Origin of the sequence: Micromonospora humida (genome assembly GCF_016901255.1) — a bacterium.
In the GTDB taxonomy this organism is placed as follows: Bacteria; Actinomycetota; Actinomycetes; order Mycobacteriales; family Micromonosporaceae; genus Micromonospora; species Micromonospora wenchangensis.
Map to the genome: position 1 here is coordinate 149,941 of NZ_JAFEUC010000006.1, position 14,574 is coordinate 164,514.

Genomic DNA, 14,574 nt, shown 5'->3' on the forward strand with positions numbered 1-14,574 from the left:
GGCATCCGGTGCGTCGGGCGGCCGGGGCAGGGCGGGGCGAACCGGTCGACTCCGGTGCAGGTCGGGACGGGACCGGACATCGGCGCGGGCGGTCGACGCTCGCTACTGTCGAAGCGTGCCCACCGAGCCCCTCCGCAGCGCCGGCGCGTTGATCACGGACGATGGCGTCGAGCTGGCACCGCACCGCTTCGCCGGGCTGGTCGCCCCGGCGGTCGAGCGGGCGTTCGTGGCCGGGATGCTCGCCGGCCGCGACGGCGGCGGCGCCGAACTGAGCCAACGGTACGGCGGGCCCGCCGCCACCGGCTTCCTGGTGGAGTTCCGCACCCGGCTCGCCGCGCCGGGCGGCACCGTCGACCGGGCCGGCTTCGCCGCCGTCAACCGCTACCGCGACCCGGCCACCTGCCAACGGGCGCTGGACAAACAGGTCGCCCACGGCACGATCGCCCGCCGGCCCGACGGCGGGATCACCGCCACCGAACGCGGCGTCGACTTCCTCACCGAGCTGTACCAGGTGCACGCCGAGGTGACCGAGGAACTGTGGGCCGGGCACGACGACCGGGTGCGCCGGCTCGTCGAGGCGTACGGGCGGGTGGTGGCGTACGCGGTGCTGCTGGCCGGGGAGCCGGACGCCGGGCCGGGGCCGGCGTTCGCGGCGGTGGCCCCGCCGTACGAGCCGGACGGCATCCCGCCGGGCGTGCTGCTGCTCAACCGGATCGGCGCGCTGCGGTACCACCGGGCCGACGCGTACGCCGACGCGTGGACCGCCGCCGGGCACACCGCCGGCAGCGTCGGCGAGCTGCCGGACGGGCCGGAACGGCGGGCCATCGAGCTGGAAACCGATCGTCGGGCGGCCGGCCCGTACGCCACGCTGACCGCCGACGAGCGGCTGTGCGTGCTCGCCGACCTGGCCGCCCTGCCCGGCTGAACCCCCGTCCGGCCCGGGTGAACTCCCGGTTGACGGCGGCCGGCGGGTCACGCGGGGCTATCCTCCACGGTGACCTGGAGTCGTACGAGGGAGGCCCCGCATGATCGGGATGGTGCTCGCGGCCGGTGCGGGACGCCGACTGCGCCCGTACACCGACACCCTGCCCAAGGCGTTGGTGCCGGTGGACGGTGAGACCACCATCCTGGACATCGCGCTGCGCAACCTGGCCGAGGTGGGGCTCACCGAGATCGTGATCGTGGTCGGCTACGCCGCCGACGCGGTCGTGCAGCGGCAGTCGGCGCTGGAGGAGAAGTACGGCGTCACCCTCACCCTGGTGCACAACGACAAGGCCGAGGAGTGGAACAACGCCTACTCGCTGTGGCTGGCCCGGGAGCACTTCGCCCGGGGGGTGCTGCTGGTCAACGGGGACACCGTGCACCCGGTGAGCGTGGAGAAGACCCTGCTGGCCGAGCGCGGGCCGGGCATCCTGCTCGCCGTCGACACCCTCAAGGCGCTGGCCGAGGAGGAGATGAAGACCACCTTCGACGCCGCCGGCCAGCTCACCCGGATCACCAAGCTGATGGACCCGGGCGAGGCGTACGGCGAGTACATCGGCGCGACGCTGATCGAACCGCAGGTGGCCGGGGCGCTCGCCGACGCGCTGGAGGCGACCTGGCGGCGCGACCCGAACCTCTACTACGAGGACGGCTACCAGGAGTTCGCCGACCGGGGTGGCGAGGTGCGGGCCGCGCCGATCGGGGACGTCTCCTGGGTCGAGGTCGACAACCACGACGACCTGACCCGGGCACGGGAGATCGCGTGCCGCTACTAGCCCGTACCATCCTGACCCCGCTGCACATCGACGTGCGGCGCGGCGCGGTCGCCGACCTGGCCACGATCCTCGCCGACGGGCGGATCTCCGCCGGCGGCGACGTGGCGGTGGTGGTCGGCCCCGGTCAGGGCGGGCAGATCGCCGACCTGCTGCGGCCGTCGCTGCGCTCGGCGGACGTGTTCACCGTGGCCGGCGGCACCCTCGACGCCGCCGACGAGCTGGGCGGCAAGCTCCGCGAACGCTCGTACGACGCGGTGGTCGGCATCGGCGGCGGCAAGACCATCGACGTGGCGAAGTACGCCGCCACCCGGCGCGGCCTGCCGATGGTGACGATGGCGACCAGCCTCGCCAACGACGGCATCGCCTCCCCGGTCGCCAGCCTGATCACCGGCGGCCTCAAGGGCTCCTACGGGGTGCACATCCCGATCGCGGTGATCGTCGACCTCGACTTCGTGGCCGCCGGCCCCGACCAGCACAACCGGGCCGGCATCGGCGACGTGATCAGCAACATCAGCGCCCTGGCCGACTGGGAACTGGCCCGCCAGGTACGCGGCGAACCCGTCGACGGGCTCGCCGCGTCGCTGGCCCGGATGGGCGCGGAGGCGGTGCTCGCGCACACCGGCGACATGACCGACGACGCGTTCGTGACGGTGCTGGCCGAGGCGCTGATCTCCAGCGGCCTGGCGATGGCCGTCTGCGGCAGCAGCCGACCGGCAAGCGGCGGCTGCCACGAGATCATGCACGCCGTCGACGCCCTCTTCCCCGGTACCTCGTCGCACGGCGAGTTGGCCGGGCTCGGCGCGCTGTTCTGCACGTTCCTGCGCGGTGACGAGCGGCGCTTCGCCGAGATGGCGGCCTGCCTGGGCCGGCACCGGCTGCCCCGGCACCCGGCCGACGTGGGCCTCACCGACGACCAGTTCGTCGAGGCGGTGCAGTTCGCCCCGGCCACCCGTCCCGACCGGTACACCATCCTGGAGCACCTGGCCATGTCGGTTACCGAGACGCGGGAGCGGCTGGCAGACTACGCCGGTGCACTCCGCGACCACAGTGGCTGAACCCCGTCCCACCGTTGCCGACTTCCACCGGGTCAACCGGGGCGGCGGCCTGTTCAGTGAGTCGGTCAGCCAGTGGCTGGGTGCCGTCTTCGCCCTGGTCGCCCAGCGCCTCGGGCTGCGCCCGACCGCGCTGACCATCACCAACCTGGTGCTCGGCCTGGCCGCCTCGGTGACCGTGGTGGCGCTCGCCGACCGGGTCGCCGCCGGCACCGTACCGGCCTGGCTGGTCGGGCTGGTCGCGCTGGTCGGCTGGCAGGTGGCGTACGCCCTGGACTGCGCCGACGGGCAGCTCGCCCGGGTGACCGGTCAGGGCAGCGCGGCCGGTGCCCGGGTCGACGTGCTCTGCGACGTGGCCGCCCAGATCGCCCTGGTCGCTGCCCTGTCCGCCACCGCCGTGGCGCAGCGCCCCTCCACGCCGACCTGGCTGGTGGCGACCTTCGCCGGCACCTGGATGGTCAACCTGGTGACCTCGGTGATGCAGGCCGGCCCGAACGCCGCCAGCATGGTCACCTCCACCTCCCTGCCGGTACGCCTGGTCAAGCTGGTCCGCGACTACGGCGCGGTGATCTTCGTGGCGGGGTTGGTGCTGATGCTGGTGCCTGCGCTGGTGTTCTGGGTGGTCGTGGCGTTCACGGTGGTCAACGGCGGGTTCCTGCTGGCCAGCATCGCCTTCTCGGCCCGCGCCTCGCTGTAGGGGCCGGCACTGCGTCAAGCATCCGCAGGCGGTGCGGAACCCTACCCTTGCGCGCGTTCTCGGCGGAGTTGTTCGAGGACGGCGGTGTCGGCTTCCAGGTCGGGGTGGTCGACCTGCCGGTCGAGGTCGACGACGTGTTCGAGTTCGCGGATCGCCTGGTCGAGGTCACCGTTCGCCCGGTGGACCATCGCGATGTTGTACCGGGTGACGGCTTCGCCGGCTCGGTCGCCGACGTCCTGCTGAATGGGGAGGGCCTGGTAGTAGTGGTCGAGGGCCCGCTGCCGATCCCCCGACCTGTAGTGCACGTGGCCGATGTTGTTGAGGGTGGCGGCTTCGCCGGCCCGGTTGCCGACCTCACGCTGGATGAGGAGGGCTTGGTGGTAGTGGTCGAGGGCCTGCTCCCGATCCCTCAGACCGTGATAAACGCTGCCGATGTTGTTGAGGGTGCCAGCTTCGCCCGCCCGGTCGCCGACCTCACGCTGGATGGGCAGGGCCTGGTGGTAGTGGTCGAGGGCCTGTTGCTGATCCCCCCACCCGTCGTACACGAGACCGATGCTGGTGAGAGTGGCGGCTTCGCCTGCCCGGTCGCCGACCTCACGCTGGATGGGCAGGGCTTGGCGGTAGTGGTCGAGGGCCTGCTGTCGATTCCCTAACCCGTCGTATATTTGGCCGATGCTGGTGAGGGTGGCGGCTTCGTTGCCCCAGTTGCCGGCCCGCCGGCACAGGGTCAGGGCCTGCTGAAAGTCCTCCAGCGCCGGCCAGGGCCGACCGGTCATCGACTGCGCCCAGCCACGCCGGTAGAAGGCGTTGGCATTCGGGCCCAGGGTCAAGGTCGCGGCGGCCATGACCTCGACGGCGGCGAACCGCGAGGTACGCAGCCACACCCGACATACCCGGTCATTGACATCCCAGGCGATCTCCGGCTGCCTGCCGGCGACGGCGAGCCGATGCACCTCGACCCAGCGGGCGAGGACCTTCGGGTCAGTGGCCATCGGCGGGGGTGGGGTCGAGGACCCAGAGTTGGTAGAGGGACCGGGCGGCGGCGGCGCATGCCTCGGTGTGTTCGTCGTCGGTGAGCAGGGGGCGGACGAGGGGGTGCAGGACGTTGGAGACGAAGTACCGGGGTTCGCGGGTGTCGGGGTCGGTGCCCTCTTCGAGTAGGCCGAGTTCGACGGCCCGTTGGAGGTGCCGGGCGGCGTCGTAGTGGGGGTGCAGGGCGTGGACGGTCGCGGCGGGGATCGGTAGTTCGACGACGTTGATCCTGGCGAGCATCCGGCGCAGTTCGAGGGGTTGGGAATCGAGGAGGTTGTCGGCGAGGACCGTCTCGCGGCGGAACCGGTCGGTTTCGCCCTCGATGGCGGCGAGCAGGCCGTCGACGTCGAGGGTGGCGTCGCCGACGATCCGGTTAAGCCAGTCGAGCAGGCGGGGGTTGCCGGCTGCGGCCTCGATCGCCCGGATCCGGATGGTGGGGTTGATGGTGGATTCGGGGCGCAGGTTGGTCAGGTTGGCGATCTTCTTGGTCTGCTCGACCGGGGTGAGGCTTTCCAGCGCTTCGACGGCGAGGGTGGCACCGGGCGGGGTGGGGAAGCGGTAGCGGCTGGTGATGACGACGCGGCTCGGGCTGCCGGTGTCGCGGATAGCGGCGAGCAGGGCGGGCAGGATCTCGGCCATAGCCGGGGCGAGGACCCGGCTGCCGTCGTCGCGGGCGTCGAGGTTGCCGGTTTCGAAGTCGTCGAACACGAACAGGCAGGGCGTGTCGCCGAGCGGTCCGTCGACGTCGAGCAGGTGCCGTAGCCGGATCGACAGGGGAACCTGCTCGTTGTCGAGCAGCGCGGCGGCCTCGATGCTCTGGTCGAGGCTGTCGAAGCGGATCTTGCTGGTCAGCTCGCGGAACTTTATGGCGTCGACCCGGCCGTACCAGACGGCGCGCTGGTGGGTGGGCATGCGTTCCAGGAGCCGGGAGGCGAGGCTGCTCTTGCCGAGCCCGCCCATGCCGGCCAGCAGCAGGCCCTGCGCCGCGCCGGGGATGTCGGCGGGTTGCCGCAGGACACGCAGGCAGCGCTGGATGACCCGCCGTCGGCCGACGAACTCGGCGCGGGACGCAACCCGGGACAGTTGGGTTTGCGGGTCCAGGAACTGCTGGTCGGCGGCGCGTACCTGCAACCGCTTGCGACCCCTGGTGTGCAGTGGGGTGACCAGGGGTGCCAGCGGGGACCGGTCGGCGTAGACGCGGAGCAGATGCCAGTAGCTGCTCTCCCTGTCGTGGAACAGGTAACGGCGGGCCTGGACGACGGCCCGGTCCAACGAACCGCCGTCGGCCAGGGCCCGGTAGAGCGCGGCGGCGAAGTCGGTGGCGGCGACGTCCCCGACCGGCAGCGCCCAGCCCAGCACCGCAGGGGCACCGGCCTGCACCAGGCTCTCACTCATCGACGGGAACACCCCGCCCTCCGGGGCGTCGGCGGTCAGGCAGCCGGAGACGAACACCAGCCTCGGCCAGTGGCCGTGCATCGCCTCGGCGAGCTGGTCGGCCGTCGCCCGGGTAGGCCTGCCGTACTCGTCCTCCATAACGAAGACCGGCTGCCCGCCGGCGGTGGTGGCGTGCCCGCTCAGGTGCAGCACGTCGAAGTGGCCGGACCCGTAGTCGTGGCTGAGGAACCGCAGCCCCTCCAGGGTGCCGCTCTCCTCCACCACCAGATCGGTGCCGGTGCGCCGGGTCGCGGCCAGGATCGCCGCCTCCTCGGCCTCGAAGTTGAGCACCGGCTCCACACCCTCGGGCGAGGCCGCCATGAACAGCACCCGCAACGGCCGGTTGCCCGGCGCGACCGGGCCGGTCAACGCCGCGTGGGTGCCGACCGCCCGGACCGGCAACAGCGGTGCCCGCCCGGCCACCGTCAGGAACGCCCTCTCCTGGGCCAGCAACTCCCACGGCAGGTGCCGCAGCCGCTGCTCGGCGGTGATCCGCAGCACCGCCCCGGCGGGATGGGCCAGCATCGGGGTCAGCCACCGCTCGTCGCCGTCGAGGAACTCCGCCAGCCGCATCCCCAGCTCGGCCAGCCGGGTCGCGCCGTACACCTTGTGGGCGGTGGCGTCGGTGCTGTAGTCACGGCGGACCAGGGTGATCAGCTCGTCGACCGCGGCCCGGTTCAGGCTGCGGACCCGGGATGGCTGGCCGTCGGCGGACAGCCGGAGTTCGTAATGGTCCGAGGTCTGCGCGAAGACCTCCAGGTCGAAGGTGCTCATCTGCCCGTCCCCGTCGTGGTGGTCAGGTCAGTGCGGCCCGGTGCCGTCCTGCCGCATGGCGATCTCCAGCCGGGCCTGGCTGCCCTCGGCCAGCTCGATCCGGGTGCCGTCGGGCAGCAGCACGGTGACGGCAGCGCCATCCCTGCGGCGGGCACCCCACCACTCGGTGATCGTCTTGGCCGCACCGACCCCGGAGAACACCAGCCCGATCACCGCGATCACCATCTCGGCCGAACGCTGCACCTGCACCGGCGACACACTGCCGTCGGGCCCCACGGCCCTGAGCAGCGCGGTCCGCAGTTCCGCCGCCCAGCTCGCAGCCTGCGCCCCGGAAACCTCCACTGTGGCGTTCCCCATCGCCCGCACCTCCCCCATCCCACCGGCCCAAGACCGCCCCGCCGGCCCAGCCGGACGATCAACGGTACGGACCTTGGCGGCTACTGTACGTTTCATTCGCGTCCCGGGGCCGCTCGGAGAACCGGGCCCAGGTGACAGCTTTCCGACTCACCGACGGCCCCGGTCATCGGGCAAGAACAACGACGACCGATGCCACTGCCCTCATGCCGGTGGTGTCGCCGTCCTACCCTCGACAACGGGAGCAGCAGGAAGAGCGAGGTGGGCCGGCGATGGAGGATCGAGAACGCCCCGTCAACCCTGCTGCGGCGACCACCATCGCCCGACGCGTGGAGGTGCATCGACTCGCGGTCGCCGGTCGACAGCCGGAGATCGCCCGGAAGGTCGGCGACCGGGTGTGCCGGGTGTGGTTGCGTACCTCGCGGTTCGCTGCCGTCGAGGCCATGGCCACCGCGACCCTGACCCTGGGCCCGGACGCCGGTTCCTTCTACGACCGTGGTTGGGCGCGGTCGTCGACCGGTCGACCCCGGCCAGCGCTTGAGGACTACCAGCAGGCCCTGACCATGTACCAACAGGCCGGCCACCGGGGCAATGAAGCCGCCACCCTCACCAGCATCGGTCGCGTGTACGACAGCCTGGGGGATCGGCAGCGGGCCTTGGACCACTACCACCAAGCCCTCCCCATCACGCGGGAAGTCGACAACCGGGCCGGCGAAGCCGCCACCCTCAACAACATCGGCAGCGTGTACGACAGCCTGGGGGATCGACAGCGGGCCTTGGACCACTACCACCAAGCCCTCCCCATCATGCGGGAAGTCGACAACCGGGCCGGCGAAGCCGCCACCCTCAACAACATCGGAAACGTGTACGACAACCAGGGGGATCGGCAACGGGCCCTCGACCACTACCACCAAGCCCTCCCCATCCGGCGGGAAGTCGGCGACCGAGCCGGCGAAGCCGTCACCCTCAACAACATCGGCCACGCGTACAACAGCCAGGGGGATCGGCAGCGAGCCCTCGACCACTACCACCAAGCCCTCCCCATCCGGCGGGAAGTCGGCGACCGAGCCGGCGAAGCCGTCACCCTCAACAACATCGGCCTCGTGTACGCCAGCCTGGGGGATCGGCAACGGGCCCTCGACCACTACCACCAAGCCCTCCCCATTCGGCGGGAAGTCGGCGACCGGGCCGGGGAAGCCGTCACCCGGTACAACATCGCGATGGTCCACCAAGCGGACGGTGAACTCGACCAGGCGATCGGCGAACTCGAACACGTCGTCGACCTCGACCGGCAGGTCGGCCACCCCGACCTCGAAGCCGACACCCGTGTCCTCGAACAACTCCGTCAGGAACGCGCGGAACGCCAGTAGGAATGCGCTTCGGCCATGGCCGAGCGAGACCCTTCCGGCGCATCGAAAGGTATCGTAGTGTGGCGTTCGCAGGTAAGCGCTTTCCAATCCTGTTGCGGCACTTTGGCGGGCGCCCCTGCGCGTGCGGACGGCTGTCCGCCACCACCCCGTCCCATCACCCGTCTCGGAGGACACGTGAGCACACGTGACAACGGCGCGACGTCGCGCCGTCGACGGTGGCAGGTCGCCCTGCTGCCGTTCGCCACCGTAGGGCTGGTCGCCGCCGGCCTGGTCGTGACCCAGACCGGTGCCCAGGCCGCCACCTGGCCCACCGCCAAGAGCACCACCACCGTCACCAGCACCCAGTCGATCAGCGGCACCCGGGACTTCGGCCTGGTGCGTTACAAGGCCGGTGGCGCGATGGGCGACGGCGGCCAGAGCGAGAGCCAGAAGCCGATCTTCGAGCTGGCCGACGGCGCGACGATCAAGAACGTGATCATCGGTTCACCGGCCGCCGACGGCATCCACTGCAAGGGCAGCTGCACGCTGGTCAACGTGTGGTGGGAGGACGTCGGCGAGGACGCCGCCACGTTCAAGGGCGGCTCGTCGGCGAACTACACGGTCGACGGCGGGGGTGCCCGGTCCGCCTCGGACAAGGTGTTCCAGCACAACGGCGGCGGCAAGCTGACCATCAAGAACTTCGACGTCAGCAACTTCGGCAAGCTGTACCGGTCGTGCGGCAACTGCTCGACCCAGTACAAGCGGACCGTCGTCATCCAGAACGTCACGGTGACCGCCCCCGGCAAGGTGCTCGCCGGCATCAACACCAACTACGGCGACACCGCGACGTTCTCGGGCATCACCATCTACGGCGACAGCAGCCGGAAGATCTCCATCTGCGACCGCTACACGGGCAACAGCTCCGGTGCCGAACCCGTCAAGACCGGCAGCGGGCCCGACGGGACGTACTGCAAGTACACGTCGTCAAACATCGTCTACCGGTAGGGCCTGCTGGCAAGGAGGGTCCAGCATCGACGTTCGGCCACGGGCGAGGCGGGCCGCGCACGCGCCCAGGTGGGCATGCGCGGCCCGTCGCCGTCGCTGGCATCGACGCCCCAACGAGCAGGCCAAACCACGACAACAGTCCAGGTCACAGCCACACTAAGGGCGTGACGGAAGACGACTGACAGTTGGCCGTGACATGCGGACGCCTGGACGTCAGAGGTGCGAGAATAGGCGACGATCCAAGACGTAGGAGGTGAGCCGGGATGTCGAGCAGCGCCGAGCAGATGCCTGAGTGGCCGACCGCTGAGCACGTACCGGCCGAGGAGACGGCCCGTCGCCAGGGTGTCCGGCCAATCGCCTCCGTCGACGACCTCGCACGGCCGGGCCTGTTCGAGTCCGACGACGAGCTGGACGACTTTCTCGCTGATCTGCATGCCTCCCGCCGGGCCACCGCCGCGTGAGCCTCGACAAGGACTACGCCGACTTCGCCGAATACGACGGCCTCCGGCTCTTCGACGTCTCCTAGCTTCCGGTGCGGAGGCTGGATGCCCGTCAACCCTGGGCAGGCCGTATGCGTCCTGGGTGTCTTCCAGCTTGATCGACTCAGTTGGGGTGAAGTTGGGGTGTCGACCGCGACGGGACACCGCTACTTCGGCCCACAGGTTTGCCGCTCAGCTCTCGGGCGGCGGTTCGTCGCACCGCAGCGTGCCCCGGGCTCCGAAGTGGGGCCGAGGGCAGGTCACTGCCACGGCGGCACGAGTGGCGACGTCAGTTGCTCTTGAGGGAGTTGACGAAGGTGCGCCAGCCCTGGGCGTCGAAGGCCAGGGTGGGGCCGGACTTGTCCTTGCTGTCCCGGACGGCCACCCCGTCGCGGAGGTCGGCCACCTCGACGCACGCGCCGCCGTTGGAGTCGCTGCGGGTGGACTTGCGCCACACCGCGCCGGTGAGGTCCGGGTTCGACATGTCAGCCTCTACTTCATCTCGCCTGCAATCCGCAGCATGAGCCTGCGGGACTCCGCCGGCCCCAAGGCCGCAGCCTGGAGACGACCCCACAGCCGATTGTAGGCCCGAAGCGCCTCGGGGCTGTCGAGGTAATCCGCGTCCGTGAACGTCTCCAGGTAGACCACGTCGGAGGCGACCTCCTCCCCGAACCGGAGAATGATGAAGTTGTACGAGGCGGTCACGTAAGTCTCAGCATCCAGCGGAAACACCTGGATCGTGACGTTCGAGCGGTCGGCGAGCGCGGCGAGGTGAGTCAACTGATCCCGCATTGCCGCCGGGTCGCCGAGGTTCCGCCGGAGGGCGGACTCGCTGAGGATGAAGTTCAGCTCCGGCCCGTCCGGGCGGTCGATGACCTTCTGCCGTTCGAGACGTACCTCGACCTGCCGCTCCACGTCGTCCCGGTCGATGATCGCCCGGATGTACGGCTCGGTCTGGAGGATGCCGGGGATGACCTCGGACTGGTACCAGCGGATCTCCGCCGCGTCCGCCTCCAGGTCGAGGTACTGCCGGAACCAGTCCGGCACCACGTTGCGGTACCCGCTCCACCGTCCGCGCTGCCTGCCGGCGCGGGCGAGTTCCCGTAGCGGTTCGGCCTCCTCCGCCGACACGCCGTAGAAGTCGAGCAGCAGCTTCAGGTCCGTCAGCCGGATGCCGGACTGGCCCAGCTCCATCCGGCTGACCTTGCTCGATGCGGAGTCGATGACCTCCGCCGCCTCGTCCTGACTCTTGCCTGCCGCCTCCCGGGCCCGTCGGAGGGCGTTGCCGAGGCGACGTCGCTGGATCGTCGGGGTGACCATCCGGCGAGTATCCCGTCCCTTCCGCCCACGATCCGGCGACACGCCGTGGGTTCCCAAATCAGTTCTCACCTCCTAGCATGCGTTTTTAGATTCCTAAATTAGGTAACCAGAAAAACTCTCGGGAGGTCCCCATGGCTCGGCATGCGAAGAACCCGACGAACTCTGGCCCGCTGGCGAGGCTCTGGCAGCCGTTCCGGCGGCCGCTGCTGACCCTGGCCGGGGAGTACCGGGCGGGGTGCTGGTCGTGACGGCGCGGCGCGGGTCCGACCACGACGACCGGGGCGAGCAGATCCAGGCGGCGGAACGCGAGGCGGCGCGGCAACGGATCCTCGCCCAGGCCGAGGCGGAGCGGATACCGGCCGAGGACACCACCCGGGCGGTGCCGGACCGGCGGTGGCGTCGTGGACAGCAGTGAGCTGCTGCCGGTCGGCCGGCGGGTGGCGTACTGGCGGGGGCGGCGGAAACTGTCGCAGCAGGTGTTCGCCGACCGGCTCGGCCGGTCGAAATCCTGGGTGGACAAGATCGAGCGGGGTGTCCGGTCGCTGGACAAGGTGTCGACGTTGCGGGACATCGCCGCCGTGCTGCGGATCGACACCGCCGTGCTGCTCGGCCGGGATGCCCGCCCCGCCACGCCGACCGCCCGGATCGAGGGGGTGGAGCGGATCCGGGCAGCCCTGTCGACGTACGAGATGGCGCTCGGGCGACCGGCGACCCGCCCGGCGGTGCCGGCCGGCCGGGTGGTGCGGGACGTCGGGCACGCCTGGGTGCAGTTCCAGCACGCCAGGTACCCGCAGGTGGTCGACGTGCTGCCGGGTCTGCTGGCCGGCGTGCAGCGGATCTCCGCCGACGATCACGAGTCGAACCGGCCGCTGCTGGTGGACGTGTACCGGCTCACCGCCGCGCTGCTGGTGAAGCTCGGCGAGGTCGACCTGGGTTGGCTGGCCGCCGACCGGGCGATGGCCACCGGGGCCGGCGATCCCCTGCTGGTGGCCGCCGCCACGGTGCAGCTCGGCCAGGTGTTCCGCGCTTCGGGGCGGGCCCGCGCGGCGGTGTCGGCGTCGCTCGCCGCCGCGTACCGGATCGCCCTGCTCGGCCCCGACGACGGCGGCCCCGGCGAGTTGTCGCTGTGCGGAACCCTGCTGGTGCAGGCCGGGCTGGGGGCGGCCCGCCGGGGCGACGACCGCGCCACCGCCGACCTGCTCGACGAGGCCGCCGGGATGGCCGCGCAGATCGGCGACGGCCACGACCACCACCGGACGGCGTTCGGGCCGACGGCGGTGGACCTCGCCCGTACCGCCGCCGCCCTGGAGCTGGGCCACGCGGGCGAGGCGGTGGCCTGGCACGAGCAGACGACCCGGCGGGACGCCTGGCGGTGGCTGCCGCTGGAACACCGGGCGGCGCACCTGGTCGACGCGGCCCGCGCCTACCTCCAGGCCGACGACCCGGCCAACGCCGGCCGGGTGCTCGCCGAGGCCGACCGGATGGCCCCCGCCGAGGTACGCCACCGGCCCGCCGCCCGGGAGGTGCTCGCCCAGGTGGCCCGCACCCCACACGCCCCGGCCACGATCGTCACGCTCGCCGCCGCCCTCGGGGTGACCTGACCATGACCGCGCCGCACCTGTCGCTGGCGCAGATCCGTAACCGGCTGGTCCTCACCGCCCGCGCAGTCCTCCGCGCCCACCGGTCCGGCCCGGACGGTCACTGCCAGGTCTGCCGGGTGGCGGGCTGCCGGGTGTCGGCCGCCGCCCGCGACGTCCTCGCCGCCGCCGCTGACTGCCGGCCACCCGGCGAACCCCACCACCCGGCTTGAAACGCCGCCGCACCGCAGCAGCCTCACCGCCCACCACCGGCCGCGAGGGCACCGTCACCCACCACGCTCAGCCCTCGGGTCGCCCGGGGCGGACAGCAGGGGCACGGCCCACGGAGTTGGTTCGGCCAGAGTCGTCATGCCCAGCAGGCATGAATATGACTGCTGGGCATATCACTTCGCGCAGACATGTCGGCCGCCCCGCGACACGCCCGGCCGCCGCGAGGACCGCAGCAACTCAGTTGGCGCGGGTGAGGGAGGCGTAGATGGCGAGGTGCCGCTTGAGGACCACGTCCGGGTGGAACGTCTGCTCGTACCGCAGCCGGGCCGGAGCGGACAGCAGCGCGGCACCGGCCCGCGCGACCGGAAGCGCGGCGGCCAACGCGGCCGGGTCCGGCGGGACCACCCAGCCGGCGGTGCCGCCCAGCAGGCTGGCCGGGACCGCCGGCGGACCGGCCGGCGGCGGGGCGTGACCCGCGACCGCCGAGGCGACCGCGGCCGGACCGGTGCCGGCGGGCTCGTGCGGGGCGTCCGCACCCACCAGGTACGGGATGCCGCCGAGCGCGGTACCGAGCACCGGCCGCCCACTGGCCAACGCCTCGATGATCACCGTGGGCAGCACGTCGTGCCACATCGAGGCGGCGATCACCACGGCACTCGCCTCGACGGCGGCGCGTACCCCGTCCCGGTCGAGTTGGCCCAGGTAGACGACGTCGGCGCGCTCGGCGGCGGCGGCCTCGACCAGTGGGCGCAGCTCGCCATCGCCGGCCACCCGCAGCGTGCCGAGGCTGCCCACCGGGTGCCGCCGCCAGGCTTCCAACAGCAGGTCGAGGCCCTTCTCCGGGGTGAGCCGGGCCAGGAAGAGGAAGCCGTCGCCGAGCGGGGCAGGTGCACCCGGGTCGGGCACCGCGTTGGGCTTGACCACGATCCGCTCCGCCGGGATGCCGTAGTCGGTCAGGTGGTCGGCGATGGCCGAGGTCAGCGCGATGAACCGGTCCACCGAACGCCAGGTGCCCCGGTGTACGGCCAGGGTCGCCGCCATCAGCGCGCTCTGCGCCCGGGAATCCCGGTAACAACGGTGCACGATCGACGGCACCGCCAGCGTCCGGCCCTTGCAGTCCTGGCAGATGACGCCGTCGCGGAAGTAGATCCCCGACGAGCAGACCTGCCGGTAGTTGTGCACCGTCTGCACCACCGGCACCCCGTGCCTGTGCGCCGTCCGCACCACCCAGGGCGAGAGCAGGGGGTACGGGTTGTGCAGGTGCAGCACGTCCGGCCGGTGCTCGGTGAGCAGCCGGGACAGGTCCTGCTGTGCGCGCGGGGCGTAGATCGGTGAGATCGGCAGCAGCGCCTTGGCCGACTTCGGCATCGACGGGATCTCGTCCGAGCTGCGGATGAACGGCAACACCTCGACCCCGGCCGCGGTGAGCTGCCCGATCTCCGAGTCGACCATCGTGTTCTCACCCGACGGCTGGGCTTCCCGGTACCGGTTGTGCGCCACCACGATTCTCACG

The 14,574-nt window shown here is 71.5% G+C and carries 16 protein-coding genes; 10 read left to right on the top strand and 6 right to left on the bottom strand.

Going from position 1 to position 14,574, the window contains the following annotated elements:
- The first annotated feature begins 115 nt into the window (after positions 1-115).
- The 4 genes from JQX11_RS14080 to JQX11_RS14095 all read left to right on the top strand — a co-directional run bounded on the left by JQX11_RS14080 (position 116) and on the right by JQX11_RS14095 (position 3,506).
- Complete coding sequence (locus tag JQX11_RS14080) at positions 116-925, top strand: hypothetical protein (RefSeq protein ID WP_307826180.1); 810 nt, start codon at positions 116-118, stop codon at positions 923-925.
- Positions 926-1,025: 100 nt separating this feature from the next.
- Positions 1,026-1,757 carry a phosphocholine cytidylyltransferase family protein gene (locus JQX11_RS14085; RefSeq protein WP_204925428.1) on the top strand — a complete coding sequence of 244 codons (732 nt, stop codon included), beginning with the start codon at positions 1,026-1,028 and terminating at the stop codon, positions 1,755-1,757.
- Positions 1,745-2,812, top strand: a complete 1,068-nt coding sequence (locus tag JQX11_RS14090) for an iron-containing alcohol dehydrogenase family protein (protein WP_204925429.1) — start codon at positions 1,745-1,747, stop codon at positions 2,810-2,812. Before JQX11_RS14085 ends, JQX11_RS14090 begins: the two co-directional genes overlap by 13 nt.
- The gene (locus JQX11_RS14095) at positions 2,787-3,506 is read left to right on the top strand and encodes a CDP-alcohol phosphatidyltransferase family protein (protein ID WP_204925430.1); all 720 of its coding nucleotides are present in this window, start codon (positions 2,787-2,789) and stop codon (positions 3,504-3,506) included. The genes JQX11_RS14090 and JQX11_RS14095 overlap by 26 nt, the downstream gene beginning before the upstream one ends.
- Positions 3,507-3,547: 41 nt before the next feature.
- Here JQX11_RS14095 and JQX11_RS14100 read toward each other — a convergent pair whose 3' ends face one another.
- Genes JQX11_RS14100 through JQX11_RS14110 form a run of 3 tightly spaced genes read right to left on the bottom strand, consistent with a single transcriptional unit; the run spans position 3,548 to position 7,103 of the window.
- A complete protein-coding gene (locus JQX11_RS14100; RefSeq protein ID WP_204925431.1) occupies positions 3,548-4,498 on the bottom strand; it encodes a tetratricopeptide repeat protein in 951 nt (316 codons plus the stop codon).
- A complete protein-coding gene (locus JQX11_RS14105; RefSeq protein WP_204925432.1) occupies positions 4,488-6,746 on the bottom strand; it encodes a CHAT domain-containing protein in 2,259 nt (752 codons plus the stop codon). Before JQX11_RS14105 ends, JQX11_RS14100 begins: the two co-directional genes overlap by 11 nt.
- Positions 6,747-6,773: 27 nt before the next feature.
- A complete protein-coding gene (locus tag JQX11_RS14110; RefSeq protein WP_204925433.1) occupies positions 6,774-7,103 on the bottom strand; it encodes a hypothetical protein in 330 nt (109 codons plus the stop codon).
- A gap of 269 nt (positions 7,104-7,372) precedes the next feature.
- Between JQX11_RS14110 and JQX11_RS14115 the strand changes: the two genes are divergently transcribed.
- The 3 genes from JQX11_RS14115 to JQX11_RS14125 all read left to right on the top strand — a co-directional run bounded on the left by JQX11_RS14115 (position 7,373) and on the right by JQX11_RS14125 (position 9,915).
- The gene (locus JQX11_RS14115) at positions 7,373-8,470 is read left to right on the top strand and encodes a tetratricopeptide repeat protein (RefSeq protein ID WP_232377851.1); all 1,098 of its coding nucleotides are present in this window, start codon (positions 7,373-7,375) and stop codon (positions 8,468-8,470) included.
- 174 nt (positions 8,471-8,644) lie between these two features.
- On the top strand, positions 8,645-9,454 hold the full coding sequence (locus tag JQX11_RS14120) for a pectate lyase (RefSeq protein ID WP_307826181.1): 810 nt from the start codon (positions 8,645-8,647) through the stop codon (positions 9,452-9,454).
- Between the two features lie 263 nt (positions 9,455-9,717).
- Positions 9,718-9,915 (top strand): hypothetical protein, encoded by a 198-nt coding sequence (locus tag JQX11_RS14125; RefSeq protein WP_204925434.1) that lies wholly within the window; start codon positions 9,718-9,720, stop codon positions 9,913-9,915.
- 307 nt (positions 9,916-10,222) lie between these two features.
- Here JQX11_RS14125 and JQX11_RS14130 read toward each other — a convergent pair whose 3' ends face one another.
- Together JQX11_RS14130 and JQX11_RS14135 are read right to left on the bottom strand one after the other, a co-directional pair.
- Positions 10,223-10,417 (bottom strand): DUF397 domain-containing protein, encoded by a 195-nt coding sequence (locus JQX11_RS14130; protein WP_204925435.1) that lies wholly within the window; start codon positions 10,415-10,417, stop codon positions 10,223-10,225.
- Between the two features lie 8 nt (positions 10,418-10,425).
- A complete protein-coding gene (locus JQX11_RS14135; protein WP_204925436.1) occupies positions 10,426-11,253 on the bottom strand; it encodes a helix-turn-helix domain-containing protein in 828 nt (275 codons plus the stop codon).
- A gap of 244 nt (positions 11,254-11,497) precedes the next feature.
- Here JQX11_RS14135 and JQX11_RS14140 point away from each other — a divergent pair, with 244 nt between their 5' ends.
- Genes JQX11_RS14140 through JQX11_RS14150 form a run of 3 tightly spaced genes read left to right on the top strand, consistent with a single transcriptional unit; the run spans position 11,498 to position 13,063 of the window.
- Positions 11,498-11,668 carry a hypothetical protein gene (locus JQX11_RS14140; RefSeq protein ID WP_204925437.1) on the top strand — a complete coding sequence of 57 codons (171 nt, stop codon included), beginning with the start codon at positions 11,498-11,500 and terminating at the stop codon, positions 11,666-11,668.
- The gene (locus JQX11_RS14145) at positions 11,655-12,854 is read left to right on the top strand and encodes a helix-turn-helix domain-containing protein (RefSeq protein ID WP_307826182.1); all 1,200 of its coding nucleotides are present in this window, start codon (positions 11,655-11,657) and stop codon (positions 12,852-12,854) included. Before JQX11_RS14140 ends, JQX11_RS14145 begins: the two co-directional genes overlap by 14 nt.
- A gap of 2 nt (positions 12,855-12,856) precedes the next feature.
- Positions 12,857-13,063, top strand: coding sequence for a hypothetical protein (locus JQX11_RS14150; protein ID WP_204925438.1), 207 nt, complete (start codon positions 12,857-12,859; stop codon positions 13,061-13,063).
- 235 nt (positions 13,064-13,298) lie between these two features.
- Here the strand turns inward: JQX11_RS14150 and JQX11_RS14155 are convergent, their stop codons facing one another.
- Positions 13,299-14,573 carry a glycosyltransferase gene (locus JQX11_RS14155; protein ID WP_204925439.1) on the bottom strand — a complete coding sequence of 425 codons (1,275 nt, stop codon included), beginning with the start codon at positions 14,571-14,573 and terminating at the stop codon, positions 13,299-13,301.
- Position 14,574 lies beyond the last annotated feature (1 nt).